Below are 21,564 nucleotides of genomic sequence, written 5' to 3'. Positions count from 1 at the left end.
TTTAATGACTAACAATAATAAATGCTCCTACATTGAAAGTGAGGGATTAAAGAATGGCAGATGAACGCGACACGAAGGTGCAAGAAGCTCTTCGTGGCCCAATTATCGGTGAAGATATACCAAATTCTCCATCGGATTATCGTGAGGCCACAACTTCCGAAATCGCAACACCTGTAACAACCCAAGCTTCCAAATATGATGAAGAAACGGCAGAGGAATTTGGAGCGTCTGTCCCAATGAGGGTATCTTTAAAGAAAGATGATCTGCCAATTGGGGCATCCGTGCCAATCCGTTCTTCCTATAATGAAGAAACTGCTGCCGAAATCGCGGCCCCCGTACCTATTATAAGAGGCAGGGAAAAAGACAATATTGATGATAATGGTCGTGGACGTGCTGTTGGCGGTGCCGGACTAGGAACTGTCGCTTTGGTCCTTTCCATTTTATCCTTGTTCGTAATGCCAATCCTCTTTGGTGCAGCGGGGATTATTCTGGGATTTGTTGCTAGACGCCGCGGCTCCGAAGGGCTTGGAGCGTGGGCTATTGGGATTGGAGCGGTATCGATTATCATCGGAATCTTTATTCTTCCGTTCTTTTAACATAGGAGCAAAGAAAAGAGGCTGTCTTTCGGGACAGCCTCTTGTTACGTTTACCTATTTGTTTACCTTTTCTTCTGCTTCCTTCTTGCGGAAATATTCTTCGGCAAGCTGGTCAATTTCCTTTTTGAGTTCTTCGACCATTTGTGATTCTGGCACCTTCCGGACAATTTCGCCTTTCCTAAACAATAGTCCTTCACCACGGGCACCGGCAATTCCGATGTCTGCTTCACGAGCCTCACCAGGTCCATTTACCGCGCAGCCTAGAACTGAAACCTTGATAGGTGCTTTAATATGGGAGATATATTCCTCTACCTCATTGGCGATGCTGATCAGGTCTATTTCAATCCGTCCGCAGGTAGGGCAGGAAATTAAGGTAGCAGCGTTGGAGGAAAGATGGAATACCTTCAAAAGCTCACGTGCTACTTTAACCTCTTCAACTGGGTCTGCACTTAATGAAACTCTTACCGTATTACCAATACCTTTGCTGATGATTGCACCTAATCCGGCTGCGCTTTTAATTGTTCCGGAGAAAAGTGTTCCAGATTCGGTTATCCCAAGATGCAATGGATAATCGAAGGTGCGGGCCGCTTTTTCATATGCTTCAATAGCAAGGTTGACATCAGAAGCCTTCATTGAAACGATAATATCGTGGAAGTCTAAGTCCTCTAGAATTTTGATATGATGGAGGGCGCTTTCGACCATGCCATCAGCGGTTGGGTAGCCGTATTTATCAAGAATTCGTTTTTCCAATGACCCCGCATTTACACCAATCCGGATTGGGATTCCTTTTTCTTTAGCGGCTTTTACGACGGCTTCAACCTTTTCTTTTCTGCCGATGTTTCCAGGATTGATCCTGATTTTATCAGCGCCGCCTTCAATCGCCTTAAGTGCCAATTTATAATCGAAGTGGATATCAACAACAAGTGGAATGTTGATTCTTTTTTTGATCTCAGGAATGGCATTTGCAGCCCTTTCATCTGGGCATGCGACCCGGACAATTTGGCAACCTGCTTCCTCAAGACGTTTGATTTCGGCAACGGTAGCCTCTACATCATGGGTTTTAGTGGTTGTCATACTTTGAATGATGATTTCATCATTGCCGCCGATGGTTAAATTGCCAACCTTAATCGGCCGTGTTTTCGTACGATGTATAATTTCACTCACGTGGAATTCGCTCCTTTAGCTGGATTCGAATATAGGATTAAAAACAATTCACCTTTTATTGTATCAGCCTGCATCTAATTTTGACAAGAATAAGGATTATCTTCATTAGTTTGAGTAATCAGGAAAATGATATGTAGAACCGATTTGGATTTTTTCTGGTGACTTCCCTGGATTTAATGCCTGAAAATCTTCGATTAAGTCAGAAATAGATACAGGAAGAGATTTTCCTAATTGGTGTTCGACAATGGAAATAACAGTTTCACCTGGTTTTACCTTTTCTGTAAAAGAAGGGATGCTGGTACTAGGTTTAGCGGTTTGATTAACATTTGCCTCTACCTGAATGTTTGCTGTAGAAGGCAAAGTTCCGACAGTTAAGTCGAAGTAAATAACATATATGACTAAAATGGCAATTAAAATACCAAACAATTTCTTCATTGGACAAGCCTCCAAACAAAAGTTTCTACAAACCTATGCTTGTCCACCTTTAAATAGAACTTATAAATGAAAAAAGCATCCGTTGAATGGATGCTTTAGCTACTTTTTTTCGGTTTTGGGATTTCATTTATCGCCAAATATAAAACAATGATAACGACAAACCAATTGATCCAAAAGCTGTTTGGTACGGCTGTTTTCAGTGCGGCCATTATCGTAAAAAATAATGTCGGCAATGTTTCACTGTATGCGGCCATTCTCCATAAATGCCGATAAGTAAGCTTTCTTCCGGCGAGATTTTTTAACACAAGTCCGATTAAAGCAAGAACAGAAACTTCAATGAAACTAGCGGCACTTGAAAACAAATAGATGAATAAGGAGACAATCGGGATAATAATGCCCTTTAGTCCACTAATAGAGTTAACAAAATCAACGAGATCTTTCTTTGAAAGTTTCAGACCTTCCATCATGGAATAGGGGTATGTATCGCTTTGACCACCGGCTGTAATAACAAACTCGTCTTTTAACAGGGCGAATGAATTTCCTTGATCGGCTGCATCTTGGCTAGAAACGGCACCGGTAGGGTCCAAGATAATCGTAAAATCATCCTTTTTAATCGTTACAGGAACCTTAGTATCTGCCTCTAATTGTCCATTCTTTATCGTAAAATCAGGAGCCTCCTCTTCCAGAAAGGTTTTGGCAGAATCCAATCCGGTTGTTAAGGCTGTACTGAAATAAACAATCGACGGAAGGACCGAAATAAATGTCAATAAGAAAACAAAAAGAATTGTTTTTCCGATACCTTGGAAACGAAATAAGGCTATATCCTTCGGCGAGTAGATACTTTTAAATAATTGCTTGAAAATATTCATATTAACCACCTCATATAGATTCACCATTCTATTGTAGCTTTTGAAGCTATGATAGACAAGAACAAGGTAGTTAACACTTTAAATAGGGCCGCCATAGAGGCAGGTTAAATCAGTTTAAGCCGCAAATTTCCGCGGAACAGTTTTGGCAATCTACGGTTTGCTTGAGGTAGTTGAGATTTCTTATCGTAAATTTTTGATTGTCATAGGAGATAATGTTTTGCTCTCGTAATTCCTTGAGGGCACGCTGAATCACTTCCCTAGTGCCAAAAGTTAAATTGGCCAATTCTTGGTGAGTCAAGGGCAAATCAATCAGGATCCCATCGGGTGTCATGACTCCATACGAATTGCATAAACGGATAAGGATTGAGTAGAGTCCGCCTTTTTTACCGTTCATGATTAAATCCTGGCATTTCATCTGCACCTTCAAATAGCTTGTTGATAGCCATGTGGCAAGTGCTTGCATTGCTTCGGGGTCCGTTAACACAAAATTTTCAAAGTCCTCCCGTTTGATTGCAATCAGCTCACAATCCGTCAAAGTTTTGGCATAGAACTGATAGCGGGGATTTGCTTTAAAAAGCTGGTATTCAATTATTAATTCTTGGTCATTCACGATTTTTAAAATAAAATCCTTTCCTCTAACATGCATTCGCCCTAAGGCAATACCGCCATTTAGGAGCAGGTATATAAATTCGGCCGGATCTTTCTCATGGAAAAGCACACTACCTACTGTTATCTTTTGTACCGGCGCAGTCTTTTTGAAAAAATAATGTAATATTTCATAAATAGAAAGGCTGTTTTTCTGCATGTCCTGCCACTCCTTAAAACCATGTATATGATGATTAAAAGGAATAAAATATAACTAGTCAATAGTGCGTTTAACAAAATATGTAAATAAAAACAGTTACTATGACATAAATCGTTGACAGCATGCCGATTGCATGATTCATGACAATTTTTCGAAAAGTGGATAGTTGTGAAACGTTAATGTAAAAAAGCTGCATAAAATGCTGAAAAATGGATATTTTATATATGGTGGTTTAAGCAAATTATTTGATACTTACCACTCAACTTTGGTAATCTTAAGTCACAAAGCTTTGGAAATATTTTAAAATTCTTTTCGCTGAATTTTAGTGTGCCAAGGCCTTTAAAAAAATAGTACATAGGGAGGAATTTTTCATGGCATTTGAATTACCAAAATTACCTTACGCGGAAGATGCACTTGAGCCACATTTCGATAAGGAAACTATGAACATTCACCACACAAGACATCACAACACTTATGTGACTAACTTAAACAACGCTTTAGCAGGCAACGAAGAATTGCTTTCTAAGTCTGTTGAAGAAGTTATCTCAAACTTGGATGCTGTTCCTGAAGCAGCACGCACTGCTGTTCGTAACAACGGTGGCGGTCATGCGAATCACTCTTTATTCTGGCAAATTCTTTCTCCAAATGGCGGCGGTGCTCCAAGCGGAGAATTAGCTGATGCGATCAACAGCAAATTTGGCAGCCTCGAAGCTTTCAAAGAAGAATTTGCAAAAGCAGCAACTACTCGCTTTGGCTCTGGCTGGGCATGGCTATCCGTTAATAACGGCGAATTAGAAGTATCCAGCACACCAAACCAAGACTCTCCATTAATGGAAGGCAAAACTCCGATCCTTGGCCTTGATGTTTGGGAGCATGCTTACTATTTAAAATACCAAAACAAGCGTCCAGACTACATCGCTTCTTTCTGGAACGTAGTAAACTGGGACGAAGTTTCCAAGCGTTACAGCGCAGCAAAATAATTAATATCTGTAAAAAAAGGCAGCTCATTGCAGCTGTCTTTTTTTCATTCTCAAATTTGAATAAGAACCTGCCGCTTGTTAAAGACTACCTCTTAAGACAAAGGGGAGTTTTTTTTATGGCAAAAAAATTTAAGTTTTTAGGGGATGTTGAATTAACAAAGGATTTAACCCTTTTACTGATTATTGGCGGCTTATATTCTTTAAGCGTTGCCTTATCCAACACATTTGTGAACATATATTTATGGAAGCAAACTGGCCAATACTCCGATCTCGCCTTGTATAACCTTTCCATCGTCGTTTTACAGCCGCTCACATTTATTTTGGCAGGCCGATGGGCAAAGAAAATTGACCGCGTGATTGTTCTCCGTATAGGAGTTACTTTTTTAGCGTTCTTCTATTTGGCCGTCTTACTAACCGGGACTAAGGCTGCCACTTATTTGCTGCTCTTAGGGGGACTGTTGGGAGTAGGGTACGGTTTTTATTGGCTAGCCTACAATGTGCTGACTTTTGAAATCACCGAACCGGAAACAAGAGATTTTTTCAATGGCTTTTTGGGAATATTATCTTCCTTAGGCGGGATGATTGGTCCTATCGCAGCAGGGGTGATTATTACTCGATTCGAAAAGTTTACCGGCTATACGATTGTTTTCGGCTTGTCATTAGGATTATTTGCCCTTGCGGTGTTGTTAAGCTTTTCTTTGAAACCAAGACCAGCGAAGGGGAGATATTGCTTCAAACGAATATTTGAAGAAAGAAAACAAAATGAAAATTGGCGTCTTGTCACGAACGCCCATTTTTTTCAGGGCCTCCGAGAAGGGACGTTTTTATTTGTCATTTCAGTCTTTGTGTATATTTCGACTGGCAGCGAAATGGCTTTGGGGACCTTTGGGCTGCTAAATTCGGGAATCTCGTTTGTTGCCTATTTTCTTGCTTCCAGGCTGATTAAAAAAAATTATCGAAAAAAGGCCATACTCATTGGCGGACTTATACTATATGCCGCAGTCATTCTGATAGCCTGGGAAGTAAACTACGCAAAGCTGTTAATTTATGCTGCTATGATTGCGATTGCGTATCCGCTTTTGCTCGTTCCGTATATGTCAACAACGTATGATGTGATTGGAACAGGCTGGAAGGCAGCGGAAATGCGAATTGAATATATTGTAGTGAGGGAAATTTTCTTAAATATTGGCCGTATTGTTTCCGTCCTTGCTTTCCTTGCAGCAGTCACTCTATTTAATGAAGAAAAAAGCATCCCATACTTATTATTGATTTTAGGAGCAGGGCATACATTGATTTATCTCTTTATTAAAAGGGTACGATTGCCCGCAGTGTAGTGCGATGAGTGAAGATTTGCTCATCGCTTTTTTATTTTGAAAAAATGGTAAGTCTTCTCCATAGAAAAAAACTACACTTTCTTATACAATTAATTAGGTTATGACTTAGGGAGGTGCGTTTTGACCTTGAAGAAGAAAAAGAAGAAGCCGGCGGTTCCTTTTCGCTTAAACATGCTTTTCTTTGTCGTCTTTTTGCTTTTTTCCATTCTTGTATTACGGCTTGGAGAATTACAAATTGTATTCGGAGACGATTTTAAAAGGGAAATTGAACGGACGGACAATATTACGGTCTCGAATCCCGTGCCAAGAGGGAGAATGATAGATCGAAACGGTAACGTTATTGTTGATAATTCACCGCTAAATGCGATTACGTATACTAAATATCAAAATACAACACCGCAGGAAATGCTCGAAACAGCTAAAAAATTGGCAAAATTAATTACTATGGACACCTCAAAGGTCCGCGAACGTGATAAAAAGGATTTTTGGATGTTAATCCATCCGAATAAAGCAAAAGAGAAAATTACCGCTAAAGAGTGGACCGAATTAGAAAACAAAAAGCTGGATGATAAAGACATTTATAAACTACAGCTTAAGAGAATTACTGACGAAGATTTGAACAGTCTGACCCCGGATGAGGTAAAAACGCTAGCTATTTATCGGGAATTCAACAGCGGTTACGCTTTAACACCGCAAATCGTCAAAAATAAAGATGTAACTCCTGAGGAATTTGCCGCTGTCAGTGAAAACCTGGAAAATCTCCCGGGGATTGATACCACCACAGATTGGGCTAGAAATTATGTTTTTGGAGATACCCTAAAATCTATTTTAGGGGATGTATCATCTTCTGATTCGGGGCTGCCAAAGGAACAATTGGACAAGTATCTTGCCAAAGATTACAGCCGAAATGAACGGGTTGGAAAGAGCTATCTGGAATTAAAATACGAAGATGTCCTCCGTGGGGAGAAGGCTAAAGTAAAAAATACAACCGATAAGTCGGGAAAAATTTTATCTTCTGAGGTCATATCGGAAGGCAATCGTGGAAAAGATCTTGTCTTAACCATTGATATGGACCTTCAGGCACAAGTAGATAAAATTATTGAAGAAGAGATTTGGAACGCAAAAAAGAGCCCGAATACTGGACTTATGGATAGGGCCTTTGCCGTTATGATGAACCCAAAAACGGGTGAAATCCTGGCATTGTCAGGTAAACAGCTTGTAAAGAATAAGGAAACAGGCAAACTGGAAATGCGGGATTATGCCCAAGGGACGTTTACAAGCTCATACAACATGGGGTCAGCTGTTAAAGGTGCGACTATTTTAACAGGCTATCAAACTGGTGCCATAAGACCGGGATCTGTCCTTCGGGATGAACCTCTAGTCATTAAAGGAACACCTGTTAAAAAATCTTGGAAAACTTTCGGCGACATTAACGATTTACGGGCGCTGCAGGTCTCCTCGAACGTGTACATGTGGAAAACGGTGATTGCTATGGCTGGCGGCCGTTATATTCCGAATGGACCGCTTGTATTGGATACGGACAAAGGTTTTAGTACAATGCGGAAATCCTTTAATCAATTTGGCCTTGGAATTCGTACAGGTATTGACCTTCCCAATGAAATGAGCGGTTTTCCAGGCTCTGACAAACGGTCAGGTTTGCTTCTTGACTTTGCCATCGGCCAGTACGATACGTATACACCTATTCAACTTGCGCAATACATTTCGACCATCGCAAACGGGGGCTACCGGATTCAGCCGCATGTTGTGAAGGAAATTCGTGAACCAGAATTGGATAACAATGAATTGGGTCCGATTGTGGCGGAAATTCAGCCGAAGGTATTAAATCGTGTTGAAATGAAGGATGAATGGATTAAACGCGTCCAAGAGGGATTTCGAATGGTTATGCAGGTTGGCGACGGTACCGGTACCGGCTTCTGGAGAAGTAAGCCATATAATCCGGCAGGCAAAACCGGTACAGCGGAAGCTTTTTATGATGGCTCTGATAAATCGAAACGTGGAACCGAAGTTTGGAATTTAAGTCTTGTCAGCTTTGCGCCGTACGATAATCCTGAAGTGGCCATTGCCGTAGTGGTGCCATGGGCTTATGAAGGAAACAGCGGCCCAAGTATTAACCACCTAATTGGCACAAGGGCAATGGATGCCTATTTTAACTTAAAAAATGCCCGCCAAAGCGGAACAGCAGCTGCCGGGGAGGATAACACAGCGGCAAACAACCCACCCGCTGAACAACCACAACATTAATAAAAGTGACACCTGTCTCCAGGATGAGGCAGGTGTTTTTTTTTACCAGATTGCTAGATTTTAATTTACAAAAACTAAACATTCATTTACATAACCTTTACAAAACATTAAAACTCTATTTACAGTCATCCTTTATTCTTATGTTTGTAAGGCAGAACAAACAGCCAAACTCTTAGGGGGAATTAGTAAATGAAAAGTTTTAAAAAAATTAGCCTAATGATGTTAATTGCGGCTTTCATGATTATAGCAGCAGCATGTGGAAGTGATTCTTCTTCAGATAAAGATAGTGGTGGAGGGAAAGACTCTAGAGAACTATCAGGCTCAATTTCTGTTTCAGGATCATCAGCTATGCAACCGTTAATTGCTGCAGCTGCTGAAGAATTTATGGCTGAAAATCCAAAAGTTGATATACAAGTAAATGCCGGCGGCTCTGGGACAGGCTTATCACAGGTTGCTGAAGGATCAGTTCAAATCGGTAACTCAGACGTTTTCGCTGAAGAAAAAGAAGGAATTCCTGCTGACAAACTTGTTGACCACAAAGTGGCAGTGGTGGGGATGACAGCTGCTGTTAACCCAAAAGTAGGAATTGATGATATTAAAAAAGAAGATCTAATCAAAGTATTTACTGGAAAAATTACAAACTGGAAAGAGCTTGGCGGTAAAGATCAAAAGATTGTTCTTGTAAACCGTCCTGATTCATCCGGAACTCGTGCGGTTTTCAATCACTTTGCTCTTGATGGTGCGACACCTGCTGAAGGAATTACTGAGGATTCTTCTAACACGGTTAAAAAGATTATTAACGAAACTGAAGGTGCAATTGGATACCTTGCATTCTCTTACTTCACTGATGATTCTGTAACTCCGCTTTCGATTGATGGTGTGAAACCGACTGCAGAAAATGTACAATCCGGAAAATTCCCGGTCTGGGCATACCAGCACTCTTATACTAAAGGTGAAGCAGAAGGTTTAACAAAAGCGTTCTTAGATTATTTAATGTCAGATGATATCCAAAACACTCTTTTAAAGGAACAAGGATATCTACCTGTTACAAAAATGAAAGTAGAACGTGATGCTGAGGGAAATCAAAAAAATATCTAATAGAAACATTTAGAATGAACTGTTGAACAATAAAAGAGGGTAAATGCAGAGCGTTTACCCTATTATCACGTATTCAAGAGGAGTTTGGTTTACTATGGAAAAACTTCTTCCCGCAAAAGATAGATTGCTAAAATCAAAGAGAAGCAGGCTCGATGGGGAATTTAGAGGGAAATTAATTGTCATTTTGTGTGCCGTTATCATGATATCGGCTACGATTGCGATTACGATCTTCCTTGGAACAAAAGGAATGCAATCATTTACGAAGAACGGGATTAGCATCATCGAGTTTTTAACAAGCACTAATTGGAATCCTACAGATAAAGCGAGCCCGATGTATGGAGTTCTTCCGTTTATTTTCGGATCCTTTGCTGTTACCTTTCTCGCCGCACTTATTGCCGCACCATTAGGAATTGGCGGAGCGATTTTTATGACAGAAATTGCTCCTTCATGGGGAAGAAAAATTCTTCAGCCAATCGTGGAATTATTAGTAGGTATTCCATCAGTTGTGTATGGATTTATTGGTTTAACTGTATTAGTTCCGTTTATCAGAGAAAATGTCGGCGGGCTTGGATTTAGTTTACTATCCGGGATGATTGTCCTTGCCGTCATGATCTTACCGACGATTACAACGATTGCAACGGATGCAATGAGTTCACTTCCGAACCATCTCCGGGAAGGATCTTATGCCTTAGGTGCAACAAGATGGCAGACGATTCGAAAAGTGTTGGTGCCGGCTGCAATGCCTTCTTTGCTTACAGCCATCATTCTTGGTATGGCGAGAGCATTTGGTGAAGCATTGGCAGTTCAGATGGTCATCGGAAACGTGAGAAATTTGCCATCAAGTATTTTGGATGCATCAGCAACATTAACGACCATTATTACATTAAATATGGGGCATACCACTTATGGCAGCGTGGAGAATAACACTCTTTGGTCAATGGGTCTTATTTTATTGATTATGTCGTTTGCCTTCATTCTCCTCATTCGTTATCTGTCATCAAGGAGGAAGTTACGATGAATAGTAAAGCAGCCGATCGAATTGCAACAGGGGTCTTCGTAGCCATTGCCATCACGATTGTAACGATTCTCGCAGGATTGTTTTTCTATATTTTCGTCAATGGATTTAAACATATTTCGCTTGAATTTTTAACATCTCCTTCAAGTAATGTCCGGGCTGGCGGAGGGATTCGCGACCAATTATTTAATTCATTTTATATTTTGTTTATCACGATGCTGATTACCGTTCCGATTGGAATTGGCGGCGGCGTCTATATGGCTGAGTATGCGAAACCGGGTAAAGTAACCGACTTAATCCGGACCTGTATTGAAGTGTTATCGTCATTGCCTTCCATTGTTATTGGTATGTTTGGATTATTGATTTTTGTCAACACAACCGGCTGGGGTTACACCATTTTAGGCGGTGCATTGGCATTGACAATCTTTAACCTTCCGACAATGGTACGTACGACCGAGGATGCCATCCGGGCAGTACCTCGTGATTTAAAAGAAGCCAGCCTCGCCTTGGGAGTTACCCATTGGCATACGATTAAAACGATTATTTTGCCAGCAGCATTCCCGTCCGTCTTAACTGGAGCCATTCTGGCTGCAGGAAGGGTTTTTGGTGAAGCTGCAGCATTATTATTTACAGCCGGTCTGTCAACGCCAAGACTGGATTATACAAACTGGAATCCTTTTTCAGAACAATCACCGTTGAATATTTTCCGCCCTGCTGAGACATTGGCGGTTCATATATGGTCTGTAAATACACAAGGATTAATTCCTGATGTCAATGAAGTTGCCAGCGGTTCTTCTGCGGTCCTCGTTCTTTCAGTCTTGATCTTTAATCTATTGGCGCGCTGGATTGGAAGTTTGATTCACAAACGGGCAACAGCAACTAAATAAAGAGGTGGAGTCGAATGTTGACAGCGATAAAGGAGAGAACGAATGTGGAATTACCTTTTCAAACAACAAGTGTATTCCAGCCTGAAACTATTTTAGCTGTGAAGAATTTAGAAATTTTTTATGGAGAAAAACGAGCGGTTAATGGGATTTCTTTGGATATTGAGAAGAATTCTGTGACTGCCCTAATCGGTCCGTCAGGCTGCGGGAAATCAACGTTTCTAAGGAGTATCAACCGGATGAATGACTTGATCCCCGGGGCAAAAGCAATCGGAGAGATTATCTATGAAGATCTCAATATTTTATCTGAAGATATCAATGTAGTTGCCTTAAGAAAGGAAATTGGCATGGTGTTTCAAAAGCCTAACCCCTTTCCAAAATCCATTTATGAAAATATTACCCATGGCTTGAAATTTGCTGGGATTAAGAAAAAAAGCAAACTTGATGAAATTGTCGAAGAGAGTTTACGAAAAGCGGCTCTATGGGATGAGGTGAAGGATAGACTTCATAAATCAGCCCTCTCGCTTTCTGGCGGGCAGCAGCAGCGCCTTTGCATTGCCAGAACGATTGCTATGAAACCGACCGTCATCCTGCTTGATGAGCCATCTTCAGCACTTGACCCAATCTCGAATGCCAAGGTTGAAGACCTAATTGTTGATTTAAAGAAGGAATACTCAATTATTATTGTTACTCATAATATGCAACAGGCTTCCCGGATTTCGGATAAAACGGCTTTCTTCTTAAGTGGTGATTTAATTGAATACGATAGCACGGAAACAATCTTTACCAATCCATCAGTTAAAAAGACAGAAGAATACATTTCCGGCCGATTCGGATAAGGGGGAAAACTCATGTCCACACAGACATTAACAAGAGATATTTTCGATGTAAAAGATCTTAATTTATGGTACGGTGAGCACCATGCCTTAAAAGGCATCAACTTTCCTATCCAGAAAAAAGAAGTCACAGCCATGATTGGTCCTTCGGGCTGCGGAAAATCAACTTTTCTAAAGACGCTTAACTTGATGAATAAAATGATACCGAATGTAAAAATAACCGGAGAAGTGAACTTTGACGGTGAAAATATTTTAAATCCTAAAACGGACTTAGTAGAATTGCGTAAACATGTTGGCATGGTCTTTCAAAAGGGAAATCCGTTTCCACAGTCCATTTATGATAATGTAGCATATGGGCCGAGAATTCATGGAATTAAGAAAAGAACACATCTTGATGAAATTGTTACGAAGGCATTAATAGATGTGGCTTTATGGGACGAAGTTAAAGATCGTTTGCATGCCCCTGCACTTGGACTGTCAGGCGGACAGCAGCAGCGCCTGTGTATCGCCAGGGCTCTTGCAACTAAGCCTGATGTTTTACTAATGGACGAACCAACCTCGGCGCTAGACCCGATTTCAACCCTGAAAATCGAGGAGTTAATCCTTGAGTTAAAAGAAAAGTATACCATTGTCATCGTCACTCACAATATGCAGCAGGCTGCTCGTGTTTCAGACAAAACGGCCTTCTTTCTTATGGGGGAATTAATCGAGGTAGATTTGACACCAAACATTTTTTCAATGCCAAAAGATTCAAGAACGGAAGACTATATCACTGGACGATTTGGATAGTGGGGTGAAAAGGATGAATACAAGGTCTAATTTTGATAACAATTTAAAACATTTAAAAGAAATGCTGCTTAAAATGGCCGGGATATCGGAACAGGCAATTAAAGACGCCATGCTTGCTTTGCTAAATCAAGATCTTGAATTAGCAAACCGTGTCATTAACGGTGATAATGCCATTGATGACTTGGAACAGGAAATACATGAAAAAGCACTAATGTTGATTGCTACAGAATCACCGGTAGCCAGGGACTTAAGAAGAATTAATGTCGCATTGAAGGTCTCATCCGAGGTTGAGCGAATGGGGGATATGGCTGTCAATATTGCTAAGTCAGTCGTCCATATTGGTGAGGAAAAATATATTAAAGAAATTGTTGATATCCCGCAGATGATGGAAGCTGCCTTGGAGATGGTGACTGATTCCATAACCGCATTTTATACCGAGGATATCACGATTGCTCAAAAATGTGCAGAAAAGGACGATGCAGTCGACAATATGTTTGGGAACCTAGTTCATGAGCTGATGACATATATCCCGCAAAATCCAAACTCTATGAACCAAATTATCCAATTGTCCTTTATTTGCCGGTTCATTGAAAGAATTGCCGACCACTCAACGAATATTGCTGAAAATGTAATTTACCAAGAAACTGGAAAACGACTGAATTTAAATAAATAATATGATGAAGGATGGGGCTTTAGGCCTCATCCTATTTTTTTGCTAATAAGAAAGTATAAAATTTTCCCGAATTTTATACTTTCTTAACGCATAAATTCAACTACGCCTCTGTCTTCGTCCTAACGGACTCGCCAATCGGCGAGTTTTCATTTATGTTGTCGATTTTTAATTGAAATTCGCATAATTTATAAGTTAATAAAAATTTCCCTGTGGCAAACACGCTTTGCATATGGCTTAGGCAAAATACGACAAATTGCGTTCATTGTCTGACTCTCATTCTGGTGTTACGATTAAATAAACGACTGATAGGAATAAATTGTTATTTTAATGCATATATTGTTTGTTTGCAGAATGGAGGAAACCATGATTAATGAAATTATCGAATTAAGAAGGAAGGGACTTTCCTTTCGTAAGATTGCCGTAGAACTTAACACTACCGTTGGGAAAGTCCAATACAGCTGGAATAAATGGATGGAAAGCGAGAACCAAGATAATAGTGAAAGTCTCCATGTTCAAAATAACCTGAACCAGGAAAAATCTTCGGTTACATCTACTCCACAAACCTTTGTTCCTCTAAAGGGTGAACTTACAGCCAAGCTTGTTACACCCCAAAAAATGTTTCTCTATTGGGATTTTTCAGAAACACCCAAAAAAATCGTTCGTTTATATTTCAATCAACCTTTTGAGGAGTTAGTTACTGTATTAAGGGTTTACGATGTGAAAGATATCATTTTTAATGGAAAAAATGCTCACCATTATTATGAAATCAATGTTCCTTATCAGAACGGGTATTGGTTTGTTAAAGGATTAACAGGAAATAGAAGCTTTATAGCGGAGCTAGGTGTGCTGTTGCCGGGAACAGGATTTTTCCCTCTATACAGGTCCAATTGTATTCAAACACCAGCGGCTGAGATACCAAGCGGGAATGAATTTTATCAAGATTTACTGCAATTTAAACGGTATGAGGATAGCCCTCCGAAGTGGCGAAACCATGTCAGTACGTATAGTTATTATGAAGAATCAACCAATTTGGAGAATAAAAATGCCTAACATGCTTGTCCCTGAGGCTGATTTGAAGCAAAGTCGATTATCCGGAAGAAATATAAAATTACTGATGCTTTGCTGGGAGTACCCGCCGAATGTAGTTGGGGGCTTGGCGAGACATGTATACGGATTATCAGTTCATTTGGCGAAAATGGGATACGAGGTTCATGTCATCACTGCCGGAGACAGTAAGCTTCCTGACCATGAAATCGTGAACCAAGTAAACATACACCGTGTTTTCCCAATCAATGAACTGGACGAAAACTTTCTGTCATGGATTGGCGGACTTAATTTAGCGATGGCTTTTCGGGCGGAAAAATTGGCAGAAGAAATCTCTTTTGACTTGATACATGCCCATGATTGGCTTGTAGGTGCCGCCGCCATTACTTTGAAGGAGTTACTGGACATTCCGCTTTTAACGACCATTCATGCAACGGAGCATGGCCGGAATAATGGGATTTTTACTGAAACCCAAAGATTTATCCATGAAAAAGAAGAGCAATTAATGAGCGAATCAAATCAGCTAATTGTTTGCAGCAGCTACATGAAGGAGCATCTTGCTGGCGTATTTCAGGCTGATGATAAAAAAGTAATCATCATACCAAACGGGGTTGAAGAGCCGAGTTCAAATATGGGTGCCGGAGAGGTAAATTCTTGCCTGCAAGAAAAAAAATATATTTTTTCAATTGGCAGAATCGTAAAGGAAAAAGGATTTGAAACGATTATTGAAGCAGGGGCAATTGCCAAGGAAAAGGGTTTGGATTACTTTTTTGTTGTTGCCGGAAAGGGGCCAATGCTCGAAACTTACCGCCTGCAAGTTCAGGAAAGGCAATTGGCCGGCCAGATTGCATTTGTCGGCTATATTACAGATGAACAGAGAAATACGTTAATTGACAAGTGTTCAATGGCTGTTATTCCTAGTTTGTACGAGCCCTTTGGAATTGTTGCCTTGGAAACAATGGTGTTTGGAAAACCAACTATTCTTTCCAATACGGGTGGCATGAAAGGAATTATCAAGCATTTGCAAACGGGCCTGTTGATGAATCCGGGGGATGCTGAAAGCATGCTTGAACAGATCGGCTATCTTACGGAAAATCCAGCCATTGCCGAGGAAATCGGCTCTAATGGCAAAGAAATTGTAAAAAGCTTATTTGGCTGGAGCCGAATTGCTTCGGAGACTGGCAAAGTGATGGGAGATATGGCTCTACAGAAAAAAGTAAATGAAACTATGAAAAAATAATTAGGTGAAAGGTGCAGTGATGAAGGAATTAATCGAGTCCCAAAAAAGTAAACAAAACACGAACCGCCATGGTTTAATGGAGCAGCTGCAAATAGTTCTCGGCATCTGGGTAAATGGAAAATGCTACTTTCTGCATAATAGTGCCGAAAAAGTCATCTATGAAGAAGGCTTAATTCTAAGGATTAAACCGGAGCCAATCCATTCTAAAATTCGCTTCTTCAGCGTTTATATTAGTAATCATAGCAATATCAAGAAGGACATTAAAGTCATTGTCATGCATCATTTTTCTAATGTCAACACAGACAGCCTCACGTTTATTTCACCAGCAGAAGGCAAAATTTTTCACGTCCATGACCATAAGGTATTTCTCGTCAATGGGAATTTTAATGGAGCGGGATTAAGTGAGTATACAACCATTCCGCTTTGGAGTGCGTATACCGACCAAATTTGGAGTTCATTGGAGAATGGAGCCTTAAGATACCAGCCAATGGCAAAAGGGCCTGCAGCAAGCATTTATACCGTTAAAATGTCCCTTGGTTCTCGGGAAACCCAGAAAATGAATGCCTGGACGATTTCCGGCTCGAGTAAAAAGGAATTAATATTAATAGAGCAAGCACTTTTAAAAAACCCACTAGCATTTCCAAACGAAAAATGATATTATAGAAAAGTCGTATGAACGAACAGCTTAATCGTTTGGAGGGAAATAGACATGCGTGTAAATATTACGTTAGCTTGCACTGAGTGTGGAGACCGTAACTATATTTCAAACAAAAATAAACGCAACAACCCAGATCGTCTTGAGCTTAAGAAATATTGCCCAAGAGAAAAGCGTACAACTGTACACCGCGAAACAAAATAAGCAGCAGGGCTTCCTGTTGCTTTTTTTGTTGTCTAAAAACAAAGGGGCGCTCTAAAAATGCACGATAAAAATTCCATTCGTCAACAGATGAAAGAATCGCTGTCAAAGCTCACAAAACCTATTTATGAGGATTACTCTTATAAAATTGCTTGCAGGCTTTTTGAATTGGAAGATTGGGAGCAAGCGCAAGTGATTGGCATTACCATCTCCAGGACACCAGAAGTCGATACATATCAAATTATTAGAAAAGCATGGGAATCAGGCAAGCAAGTTGTTGTTCCAAAATGTTATCCGAAGGAAAAAAGGTTATCTTTCCGAAGCTTAACTGAGTTTTCTCAGTTAGAATCCGTTTTCTATGGATTGCTTGAGCCAAATGTAGAACAAACTACTGAAGTCAGTCCAGATAAAATTGACCTTCTCATCGTACCCGGGCTTGCCTACACTCGTTCGGGATTCCGCTTAGGCTTTGGCGGCGGATACTACGACCGATTTTTAACAGGGTACTCCGGGAACACCTTATCCCTTGCCTTCGAAGAGCAATTGATTCCAGAATTTCCTGTTGAACAATATGATATCCCAGTAGCAAAAATTGTTACAACAAATGAGGTTATCAAAACTGTATGATTGTTCCAATCCTTATCATTGTTGTCCTCCTTGCAGGAGGCTTAGCTGGTTACCGGGAGAAATCGCTGACAGCCTCAGGCGCTATTGCAGCCATTTTCGTCGGTCTTGCCATTTATGCTGGATTCGGGATCAAGGGGCTTATTATTTTAGGGGTGTTTTTTGTTTCCTCAAGTTTCTGGTCAAAATATAAAAGTTTTGCCAAAAGGGAATTGGAAGAGAAATTAGCAAAAGGCTCTACAAGGGATTGGCGCCAGGTAATCGCCAATGGCGGCATGGCTGCATTATTTAGTATCTGCCATTATTTTTATCCAGGAGAAGGCTGGGTAATTGGCTTTATTGTTTCATTGGCTAGTTCCAATTCTGATACCTGGGCTTCGGAGATTGGCAGTTTAAGCAGGAAAGAGCCGATTTTTATTCGGACATTTAAGCGAGTAGAAAAGGGCACTTCTGGGGCAGTCAGTTTGCTTGGCAGTACGGCAGCACTACTGGGGTCACTTATTATTGCATTGGTTAGTTTTTGGTTATTTCAGTTAAGTCTCCTTAATGTAATGTTGGTATTTTTATTTGGCTATATTGGGAATGTCATTGATACATTATTTGGGGCATTTTATCAACAGGCTTATGTCTGCAAGCAATGCGGAATAGAAACAGAAAAAAGAAACCATTGCGGTCTGTCGACTTCCCGCATTAAGGGCATTTCTTTGGTGGATAATGATATGGTTAATTTTCTATCCGGTTTGATGGCAGCGGCCATAGCAATATTTGTCGCTCAAATGCTTTAAAAATATTTATTAATGGGGGATTTAGTTTGTTGAATCGTGTGAACAGGGTAGTCGTAATCGGAGCAGGATTTGTGGGTTCAAGCTACGCCTTTGCCCTCTTAAATCAAGGTATTACTGAAGAACTCGTTTTAATTGATTTAAATAAAGAAAAAGCCCAAGGAGATGCGATGGATTTAAATCACGGTCTCCCCTTTGCGCCGTCACATACAAAAATCTGGTACGGGGACTATTCCGAATGTGGTGAAGCGGACATCGTAGTTATTACAGCCGGTGCTAACCAAAAGCCAGGTGAAACCCGCCTTGATCTGGTTGAAAAAAACACGAAAATTTTTAAGGGAATTGTTGAAGAAATAATGGCCAGCGGATTTAATGGGATTTTCCTCGTTGCTACTAATCCGGTAGACATCCTTACTTATGCAGTTTGGAAATTTTCCGGATTTCCAAAAGAACGTGTAATTGGTTCAGGGACTATTCTAGATACGGCCCGGTTCCGTTTCTTACTTGGTGATTATTTCAATATTGATACACGTAATGTTCATGCTTATATTATCGGTGAACACGGGGATACTGAACTTCCCGTATGGAGTAATGCTGATATTGCCGGTACAGCTATCTCTAAATGGGCAGAAAGCAAGGACGGGTTCCGACAGGAAGAACTTGATCAGATTTTTTTGAATGTACGTGATGCCGCCTATCATATCATTGAGAAAAAAGGTGCCACTTATTACGGAATTGCTATGGGACTTGTGAGATTAACAAAGGCAATCTTACAGAATGAAAATTCTGTTCTGACGGTTTCTGCTTATCTCGATGGAGAGTATGGACAAAAGGATCTGTATATTGGCGTTCCCGCCGTCGTGAACAGGGATGGTGTAAGAGATATTGTAGAGCTTGAATTAAGTGAAGAGGAACAACAGAAATTTATTCATTCTGTCGATGTTTTAAAGAAGACAATGAATTCCGCATTTCCTGCCGGTAAATAAATTTTCTTATTCCGAGTAAATTTCTATTTTTTTCTGGAACGTTTGGATAATCTTTCAGTCGGAATCACAAAATAATGGCAGGAGGGATAAAAATGTCTCGAATGCTGACTTCTATTTTAATGATTGGTTCGCTTGGTTATTTTGCTTATAGGTTTAGATACCGTATTATCAACACACTCCTTTCTTCCGGTTGGTTGAGGAGAATTGCGGTTAGCTCAATGATGAGTCTGCCTGGAATAAAACGAAGAATGATGCAATCAGTATTTGGAGGACCATCTGAATGGTGAAAACCGCAGATGGTTTTTTATTTTTGACAGAAAATCAACATCTCAGGTTTTAGAGCCTATTCAAACGGTAAAGCCATTAGTTTCGGTTATAATGAAAGAAACAAGGCAAAAATGAATACAGATATTTATAAAATAATTGATATGAAAGAAAGCAGGGGAGAGCCATTAATCGAGAGGAATATATTTTTTGGAGGCTTGTCTTTTCTTTTATTTCTGAACAAGACTATCGGATTATTCAATTATTTGAGAACCAAAAGGAAATATGGCTGGAAAAATTGGAAAACAAAAAAGCCCCAATCATTAGAGTCCATCTTGAAAATCTTGATTGGAGCAATGTTATGCAAAGAGATATCGAGTTTGCAGCAGCTAATGGAGAAAGAATCCGCCAGCAGTTAGGGCGCCCTCAACTGGATATCGTTAATATTTATATCAGTGAATTTCCACCTGTCGATGAGTATGAATTTCGGCTGAGGCATCCCTACCTTTTTGCTGAAGGAAGTAAAACATCAGTCAGTTCTTTCCTATTAACGAAGGGAGAATGGGAAACAGGCTTGAAGGTTCTTGCAGATCGGCTGCAAAAAGACATCCATTTTGATATCCAAAACGATTATTCGGAAAATGAAGTAGAAGAGCTTAAAAGATTAACTTTGGGGGCGGCTGTAAATAAAGTAAAAAGGGAAAAGGCAGTCCTTACTTATAGCAAGCCTTTCTTTACTTATGTGTTTATCGTGATTCAGCTGGCCGTTTTTGTATGGCTGGAATTAAATGGGGGAAGTACAAATACTTCTACCTTAATCAAATATGGGGCCAAAGTTAATCAGCTAATTTATGAAGGAGAATACTGGAGGTTCATAACACCAGTTTTTCTTCATATCGGTTTTTTGCATTTGGCGATGAATACCTTGGCATTGTATTTTTTGGGCACGGCTGTCGAACAAATCTTCGGCAGAATCCGTTTTTTCCTTATTTATTTATTTGCTGGTGTAGCTGGCGTCATCGCGAGTCTTTTGTTTAGTACGCATTTATCTGCTGGAGCAAGCGGAGCCATCTTTGGGTGTTTTGGAGCTTTGCTTTATTTTGGCGTGATGAACCCCAAATTATTTTTTCGAACGATGGGGCTAAATGTAATTGTCGTTCTCGCTATTAATCTTGTATTTGGATTTTCAGCATCTGGCATCGATAATGCTGGCCATTTAGGCGGTTTGGCCGGAGGATTTCTGGCTGCCGGTGTAGTCAATCTCCCAAAAAAATCAAAGCTTCTGCTTCAGCTTATCTTTTTAATCATGAGTGCAGGTATTGTTTGGGGCTCCTTAAACTATGGATTTAGTGCTTCAGGGCAAAAACAGGATGAAGATTCGCAAATCCTGCTGGCTCAGGAGTATATCAAACAAAACAATTACGATAAGGCATACAGTGTTTTAAAAAATTTTGAGGATCGTTCAAAGTCCGAAACAGAGAAAACCTACTTTCTTTTATCCTACGTTGAAATAAAAAAGCAAATGCTTACGGACGCCAAAATCCATTTGCAGAAAGCTATTCGGCTTGATCCTAAATTTCATCAAGCTTACTTTAATTTGGCGTTAATAAATCTCGAGGAAAATGATCTAAATGACGCAAAAATCAATGCCGAAAAAGCAGTCAAGTTAAACCCGAACCAAAAAGAATATACAAATTTAGTTGATGAAATTAATCAACAGATAAAAACATCGGGCAGTGAATAGATTTGCCTTGAGGTCAATTTTGGCATAGGTTATACTTTTTGTTGACTAGGAATGAAGGAGACCCACAATGAAAACGGTTTATGAAATTCAACAATTTCTAAAAAGGTTTGGAACCATCATTTATATTGGCGATAGGGTTGCAGACCTTGAGCTGATGGAGGCTGAACTGAAAGAACTGTATCAGTCACAGCTTATGGAGCCGAAAGAATATCAAACGGCCCTGTTAATCTTAAGACATGAAATCCAATTTTTAAAAGAACAAGGACAAAAGAAATAGGTGAGAA

General features: G+C 40.1%; 24 protein-coding genes. 20 read left to right on the top strand and 4 right to left on the bottom strand.

The genetic code is table 11. The features are described 5' to 3' along the window. Positions 1 to 236 precede the first annotated feature (236 nt). Positions 237 to 596, top strand: coding sequence for a DUF4190 domain-containing protein (locus QNN06_RS23795; protein ID WP_213120650.1), 360 nt, complete (start codon positions 237 to 239; stop codon positions 594 to 596). Between the two features lie 54 nt (positions 597 to 650). Here the strand turns inward: QNN06_RS23795 and ispG are convergent, their stop codons facing one another. From ispG to QNN06_RS23775, 4 genes are all read right to left on the bottom strand, one after another. Beyond that, a complete protein-coding gene (gene ispG / locus QNN06_RS23790) occupies positions 651 to 1,751 on the bottom strand; it encodes a flavodoxin-dependent (E)-4-hydroxy-3-methylbut-2-enyl-diphosphate synthase (protein WP_213120651.1) in 1,101 nt (366 codons plus the stop codon). A 114-nt stretch (positions 1,752 to 1,865) separates the two neighbouring features. Continuing rightward, on the bottom strand, positions 1,866 to 2,195 hold the full coding sequence (locus tag QNN06_RS23785) for a hypothetical protein (RefSeq protein WP_213120161.1): 330 nt from the start codon (positions 2,193 to 2,195) through the stop codon (positions 1,866 to 1,868). A 95-nt stretch (positions 2,196 to 2,290) separates the two neighbouring features. After that, positions 2,291 to 3,064, bottom strand: coding sequence for a DUF1189 domain-containing protein (locus tag QNN06_RS23780; protein ID WP_217033694.1), 774 nt, complete (start codon positions 3,062 to 3,064; stop codon positions 2,291 to 2,293). A gap of 109 nt (positions 3,065 to 3,173) precedes the next feature. Further along, positions 3,174 to 3,869, bottom strand: a complete 696-nt coding sequence (locus tag QNN06_RS23775) for a Crp/Fnr family transcriptional regulator (RefSeq protein ID WP_284036042.1) — start codon at positions 3,867 to 3,869, stop codon at positions 3,174 to 3,176. A gap of 371 nt (positions 3,870 to 4,240) precedes the next feature. Here QNN06_RS23775 and QNN06_RS23770 point away from each other — a divergent pair, with 371 nt between their 5' ends. From QNN06_RS23770 to QNN06_RS23680, 19 genes are all read left to right on the top strand, one after another. Further along, a complete protein-coding gene (locus QNN06_RS23770; RefSeq protein ID WP_213120164.1) occupies positions 4,241 to 4,849 on the top strand; it encodes a superoxide dismutase in 609 nt (202 codons plus the stop codon). Positions 4,850 to 4,965: 116 nt separating this feature from the next. After that, positions 4,966 to 6,183 (top strand): MFS transporter, encoded by a 1,218-nt coding sequence (locus QNN06_RS23765; protein WP_213120165.1) that lies wholly within the window; start codon positions 4,966 to 4,968, stop codon positions 6,181 to 6,183. Positions 6,184 to 6,354: 171 nt separating this feature from the next. Then, on the top strand, positions 6,355 to 8,445 hold the full coding sequence (locus tag QNN06_RS23760; RefSeq protein WP_284037975.1) for a peptidoglycan D,D-transpeptidase FtsI family protein: 2,091 nt from the start codon (positions 6,355 to 6,357) through the stop codon (positions 8,443 to 8,445). A gap of 189 nt (positions 8,446 to 8,634) precedes the next feature. After that, positions 8,635 to 9,543, top strand: coding sequence for a phosphate ABC transporter substrate-binding protein (locus tag QNN06_RS23755; protein ID WP_284036041.1), 909 nt, complete (start codon positions 8,635 to 8,637; stop codon positions 9,541 to 9,543). Positions 9,544 to 9,637: 94 nt separating this feature from the next. Continuing rightward, positions 9,638 to 10,561, top strand: a complete 924-nt coding sequence (gene pstC, locus QNN06_RS23750) for a phosphate ABC transporter permease subunit PstC (protein ID WP_213120167.1) — start codon at positions 9,638 to 9,640, stop codon at positions 10,559 to 10,561. Then, positions 10,558 to 11,445 (top strand): phosphate ABC transporter permease PstA, encoded by an 888-nt coding sequence (gene pstA, locus QNN06_RS23745; RefSeq protein WP_213120168.1) that lies wholly within the window; start codon positions 10,558 to 10,560, stop codon positions 11,443 to 11,445. Before pstC ends, pstA begins: the two co-directional genes overlap by 4 nt. Positions 11,446 to 11,459: 14 nt before the next feature. After that, entirely contained in the window at positions 11,460 to 12,281 is an 822-nt protein-coding gene (gene pstB / locus QNN06_RS23740; RefSeq protein WP_241113854.1) for a phosphate ABC transporter ATP-binding protein PstB, read from the top strand. A 12-nt stretch (positions 12,282 to 12,293) separates the two neighbouring features. After that, a complete protein-coding gene (gene pstB, locus QNN06_RS23735; RefSeq protein WP_284036040.1) occupies positions 12,294 to 13,067 on the top strand; it encodes a phosphate ABC transporter ATP-binding protein PstB in 774 nt (257 codons plus the stop codon). 13 nt (positions 13,068 to 13,080) lie between these two features. Continuing rightward, positions 13,081 to 13,740: a phosphate signaling complex protein PhoU gene (gene phoU, locus QNN06_RS23730; RefSeq protein WP_213120170.1), complete on the top strand. Its 660-nt coding sequence runs from the start codon at positions 13,081 to 13,083 to the stop codon at positions 13,738 to 13,740. 363 nt (positions 13,741 to 14,103) lie between these two features. Continuing rightward, the gene (locus QNN06_RS23725) at positions 14,104 to 14,790 is read left to right on the top strand and encodes a DUF4912 domain-containing protein (RefSeq protein ID WP_284036039.1); all 687 of its coding nucleotides are present in this window, start codon (positions 14,104 to 14,106) and stop codon (positions 14,788 to 14,790) included. Next, entirely contained in the window at positions 14,783 to 16,024 is a 1,242-nt protein-coding gene (locus QNN06_RS23720; protein ID WP_284036038.1) for a glycosyltransferase family 4 protein, read from the top strand. Before QNN06_RS23725 ends, QNN06_RS23720 begins: the two co-directional genes overlap by 8 nt. 16 nt (positions 16,025 to 16,040) lie before the next feature. After that, positions 16,041 to 16,679: a hypothetical protein gene (locus QNN06_RS23715; protein WP_213120172.1), complete on the top strand. Its 639-nt coding sequence runs from the start codon at positions 16,041 to 16,043 to the stop codon at positions 16,677 to 16,679. Positions 16,680 to 16,733: 54 nt separating this feature from the next. Beyond that, positions 16,734 to 16,883: a 50S ribosomal protein L33 gene (rpmG, locus tag QNN06_RS23710; RefSeq protein ID WP_082692947.1), complete on the top strand. Its 150-nt coding sequence runs from the start codon at positions 16,734 to 16,736 to the stop codon at positions 16,881 to 16,883. Positions 16,884 to 16,940: 57 nt separating this feature from the next. Continuing rightward, on the top strand, positions 16,941 to 17,507 hold the full coding sequence (locus QNN06_RS23705; RefSeq protein WP_213120173.1) for a 5-formyltetrahydrofolate cyclo-ligase: 567 nt from the start codon (positions 16,941 to 16,943) through the stop codon (positions 17,505 to 17,507). Continuing rightward, the gene (locus QNN06_RS23700; protein ID WP_284036037.1) at positions 17,504 to 18,289 is read left to right on the top strand and encodes a DUF92 domain-containing protein; all 786 of its coding nucleotides are present in this window, start codon (positions 17,504 to 17,506) and stop codon (positions 18,287 to 18,289) included. The genes QNN06_RS23705 and QNN06_RS23700 overlap by 4 nt, the downstream gene beginning before the upstream one ends. 26 nt (positions 18,290 to 18,315) lie before the next feature. Further along, positions 18,316 to 19,272 (top strand): L-lactate dehydrogenase, encoded by a 957-nt coding sequence (locus tag QNN06_RS23695; protein ID WP_284036036.1) that lies wholly within the window; start codon positions 18,316 to 18,318, stop codon positions 19,270 to 19,272. A 92-nt stretch (positions 19,273 to 19,364) separates the two neighbouring features. Further along, positions 19,365 to 19,559 carry a hypothetical protein gene (locus QNN06_RS23690; RefSeq protein ID WP_213120176.1) on the top strand — a complete coding sequence of 65 codons (195 nt, stop codon included), beginning with the start codon at positions 19,365 to 19,367 and terminating at the stop codon, positions 19,557 to 19,559. A gap of 338 nt (positions 19,560 to 19,897) precedes the next feature. Then, entirely contained in the window at positions 19,898 to 21,280 is a 1,383-nt protein-coding gene (locus QNN06_RS23685; RefSeq protein ID WP_249366885.1) for a rhomboid family intramembrane serine protease, read from the top strand. A gap of 67 nt (positions 21,281 to 21,347) precedes the next feature. Continuing rightward, positions 21,348 to 21,557, top strand: a complete 210-nt coding sequence (locus tag QNN06_RS23680) for a YqgQ family protein (RefSeq protein WP_213120177.1) — start codon at positions 21,348 to 21,350, stop codon at positions 21,555 to 21,557. Positions 21,558 to 21,564: the final 7 nt, after the last annotated feature.

Source organism: Neobacillus sp. 114, assembly GCF_030127045.1.
GTDB classification, from domain to species: domain Bacteria; phylum Bacillota; class Bacilli; order Bacillales; family Cytobacillaceae; genus Neobacillus; species Neobacillus rhizophilus.
This window is presented reverse-complemented; position numbering and strand designations above follow the sequence as displayed.

Bases quoted from the DNA above. Each gene is read 5' to 3' on its own strand.
- QNN06_RS23795 (WP_213120650.1), top strand. From the start codon at position 237: ATGAGGGTATCTTTAAAGAAAGATGATCTGCCAATTGGGGCATCCGTG.
- QNN06_RS23785 (WP_213120161.1), bottom strand. From the start codon at position 2,195: ATGAAGAAATTGTTTGGTATTTTAATTGCCATTTTAGTCATATATGTT.
- QNN06_RS23780 (WP_217033694.1), bottom strand. From the start codon at position 3,064: ATGAATATTTTCAAGCAATTATTTAAAAGTATCTACTCGCCGAAGGAT.
- QNN06_RS23775 (WP_284036042.1), bottom strand. From the start codon at position 3,869: ATGCAGAAAAACAGCCTTTCTATTTATGAAATATTACATTATTTTTTC.
- QNN06_RS23770 (WP_213120164.1), top strand. From the start codon at position 4,241: ATGGCATTTGAATTACCAAAATTACCTTACGCGGAAGATGCACTTGAG.
- QNN06_RS23765 (WP_213120165.1), top strand. From the start codon at position 4,966: ATGGCAAAAAAATTTAAGTTTTTAGGGGATGTTGAATTAACAAAGGAT.
- QNN06_RS23760 (WP_284037975.1), top strand. From the start codon at position 6,355: ATGCTTTTCTTTGTCGTCTTTTTGCTTTTTTCCATTCTTGTATTACGG.
- QNN06_RS23755 (WP_284036041.1), top strand. From the start codon at position 8,635: ATGAAAAGTTTTAAAAAAATTAGCCTAATGATGTTAATTGCGGCTTTC.
- pstC (WP_213120167.1), top strand. From the start codon at position 9,638: ATGGAAAAACTTCTTCCCGCAAAAGATAGATTGCTAAAATCAAAGAGA.
- pstA (WP_213120168.1), top strand. From the start codon at position 10,558: ATGAATAGTAAAGCAGCCGATCGAATTGCAACAGGGGTCTTCGTAGCC.
- pstB (WP_241113854.1), top strand. From the start codon at position 11,460: ATGTTGACAGCGATAAAGGAGAGAACGAATGTGGAATTACCTTTTCAA.
- pstB (WP_284036040.1), top strand. From the start codon at position 12,294: ATGTCCACACAGACATTAACAAGAGATATTTTCGATGTAAAAGATCTT.
- phoU (WP_213120170.1), top strand. From the start codon at position 13,081: ATGAATACAAGGTCTAATTTTGATAACAATTTAAAACATTTAAAAGAA.
- QNN06_RS23725 (WP_284036039.1), top strand. From the start codon at position 14,104: ATGATTAATGAAATTATCGAATTAAGAAGGAAGGGACTTTCCTTTCGT.
- QNN06_RS23720 (WP_284036038.1), top strand. From the start codon at position 14,783: ATGCCTAACATGCTTGTCCCTGAGGCTGATTTGAAGCAAAGTCGATTA.
- rpmG (WP_082692947.1), top strand. From the start codon at position 16,734: ATGCGTGTAAATATTACGTTAGCTTGCACTGAGTGTGGAGACCGTAAC.
- QNN06_RS23705 (WP_213120173.1), top strand. From the start codon at position 16,941: ATGCACGATAAAAATTCCATTCGTCAACAGATGAAAGAATCGCTGTCA.
- QNN06_RS23700 (WP_284036037.1), top strand. From the start codon at position 17,504: ATGATTGTTCCAATCCTTATCATTGTTGTCCTCCTTGCAGGAGGCTTA.
- QNN06_RS23690 (WP_213120176.1), top strand. From the start codon at position 19,365: ATGTCTCGAATGCTGACTTCTATTTTAATGATTGGTTCGCTTGGTTAT.
- QNN06_RS23685 (WP_249366885.1), top strand. From the start codon at position 19,898: ATGCAAAGAGATATCGAGTTTGCAGCAGCTAATGGAGAAAGAATCCGC.
- QNN06_RS23680 (WP_213120177.1), top strand. From the start codon at position 21,348: ATGAAAACGGTTTATGAAATTCAACAATTTCTAAAAAGGTTTGGAACC.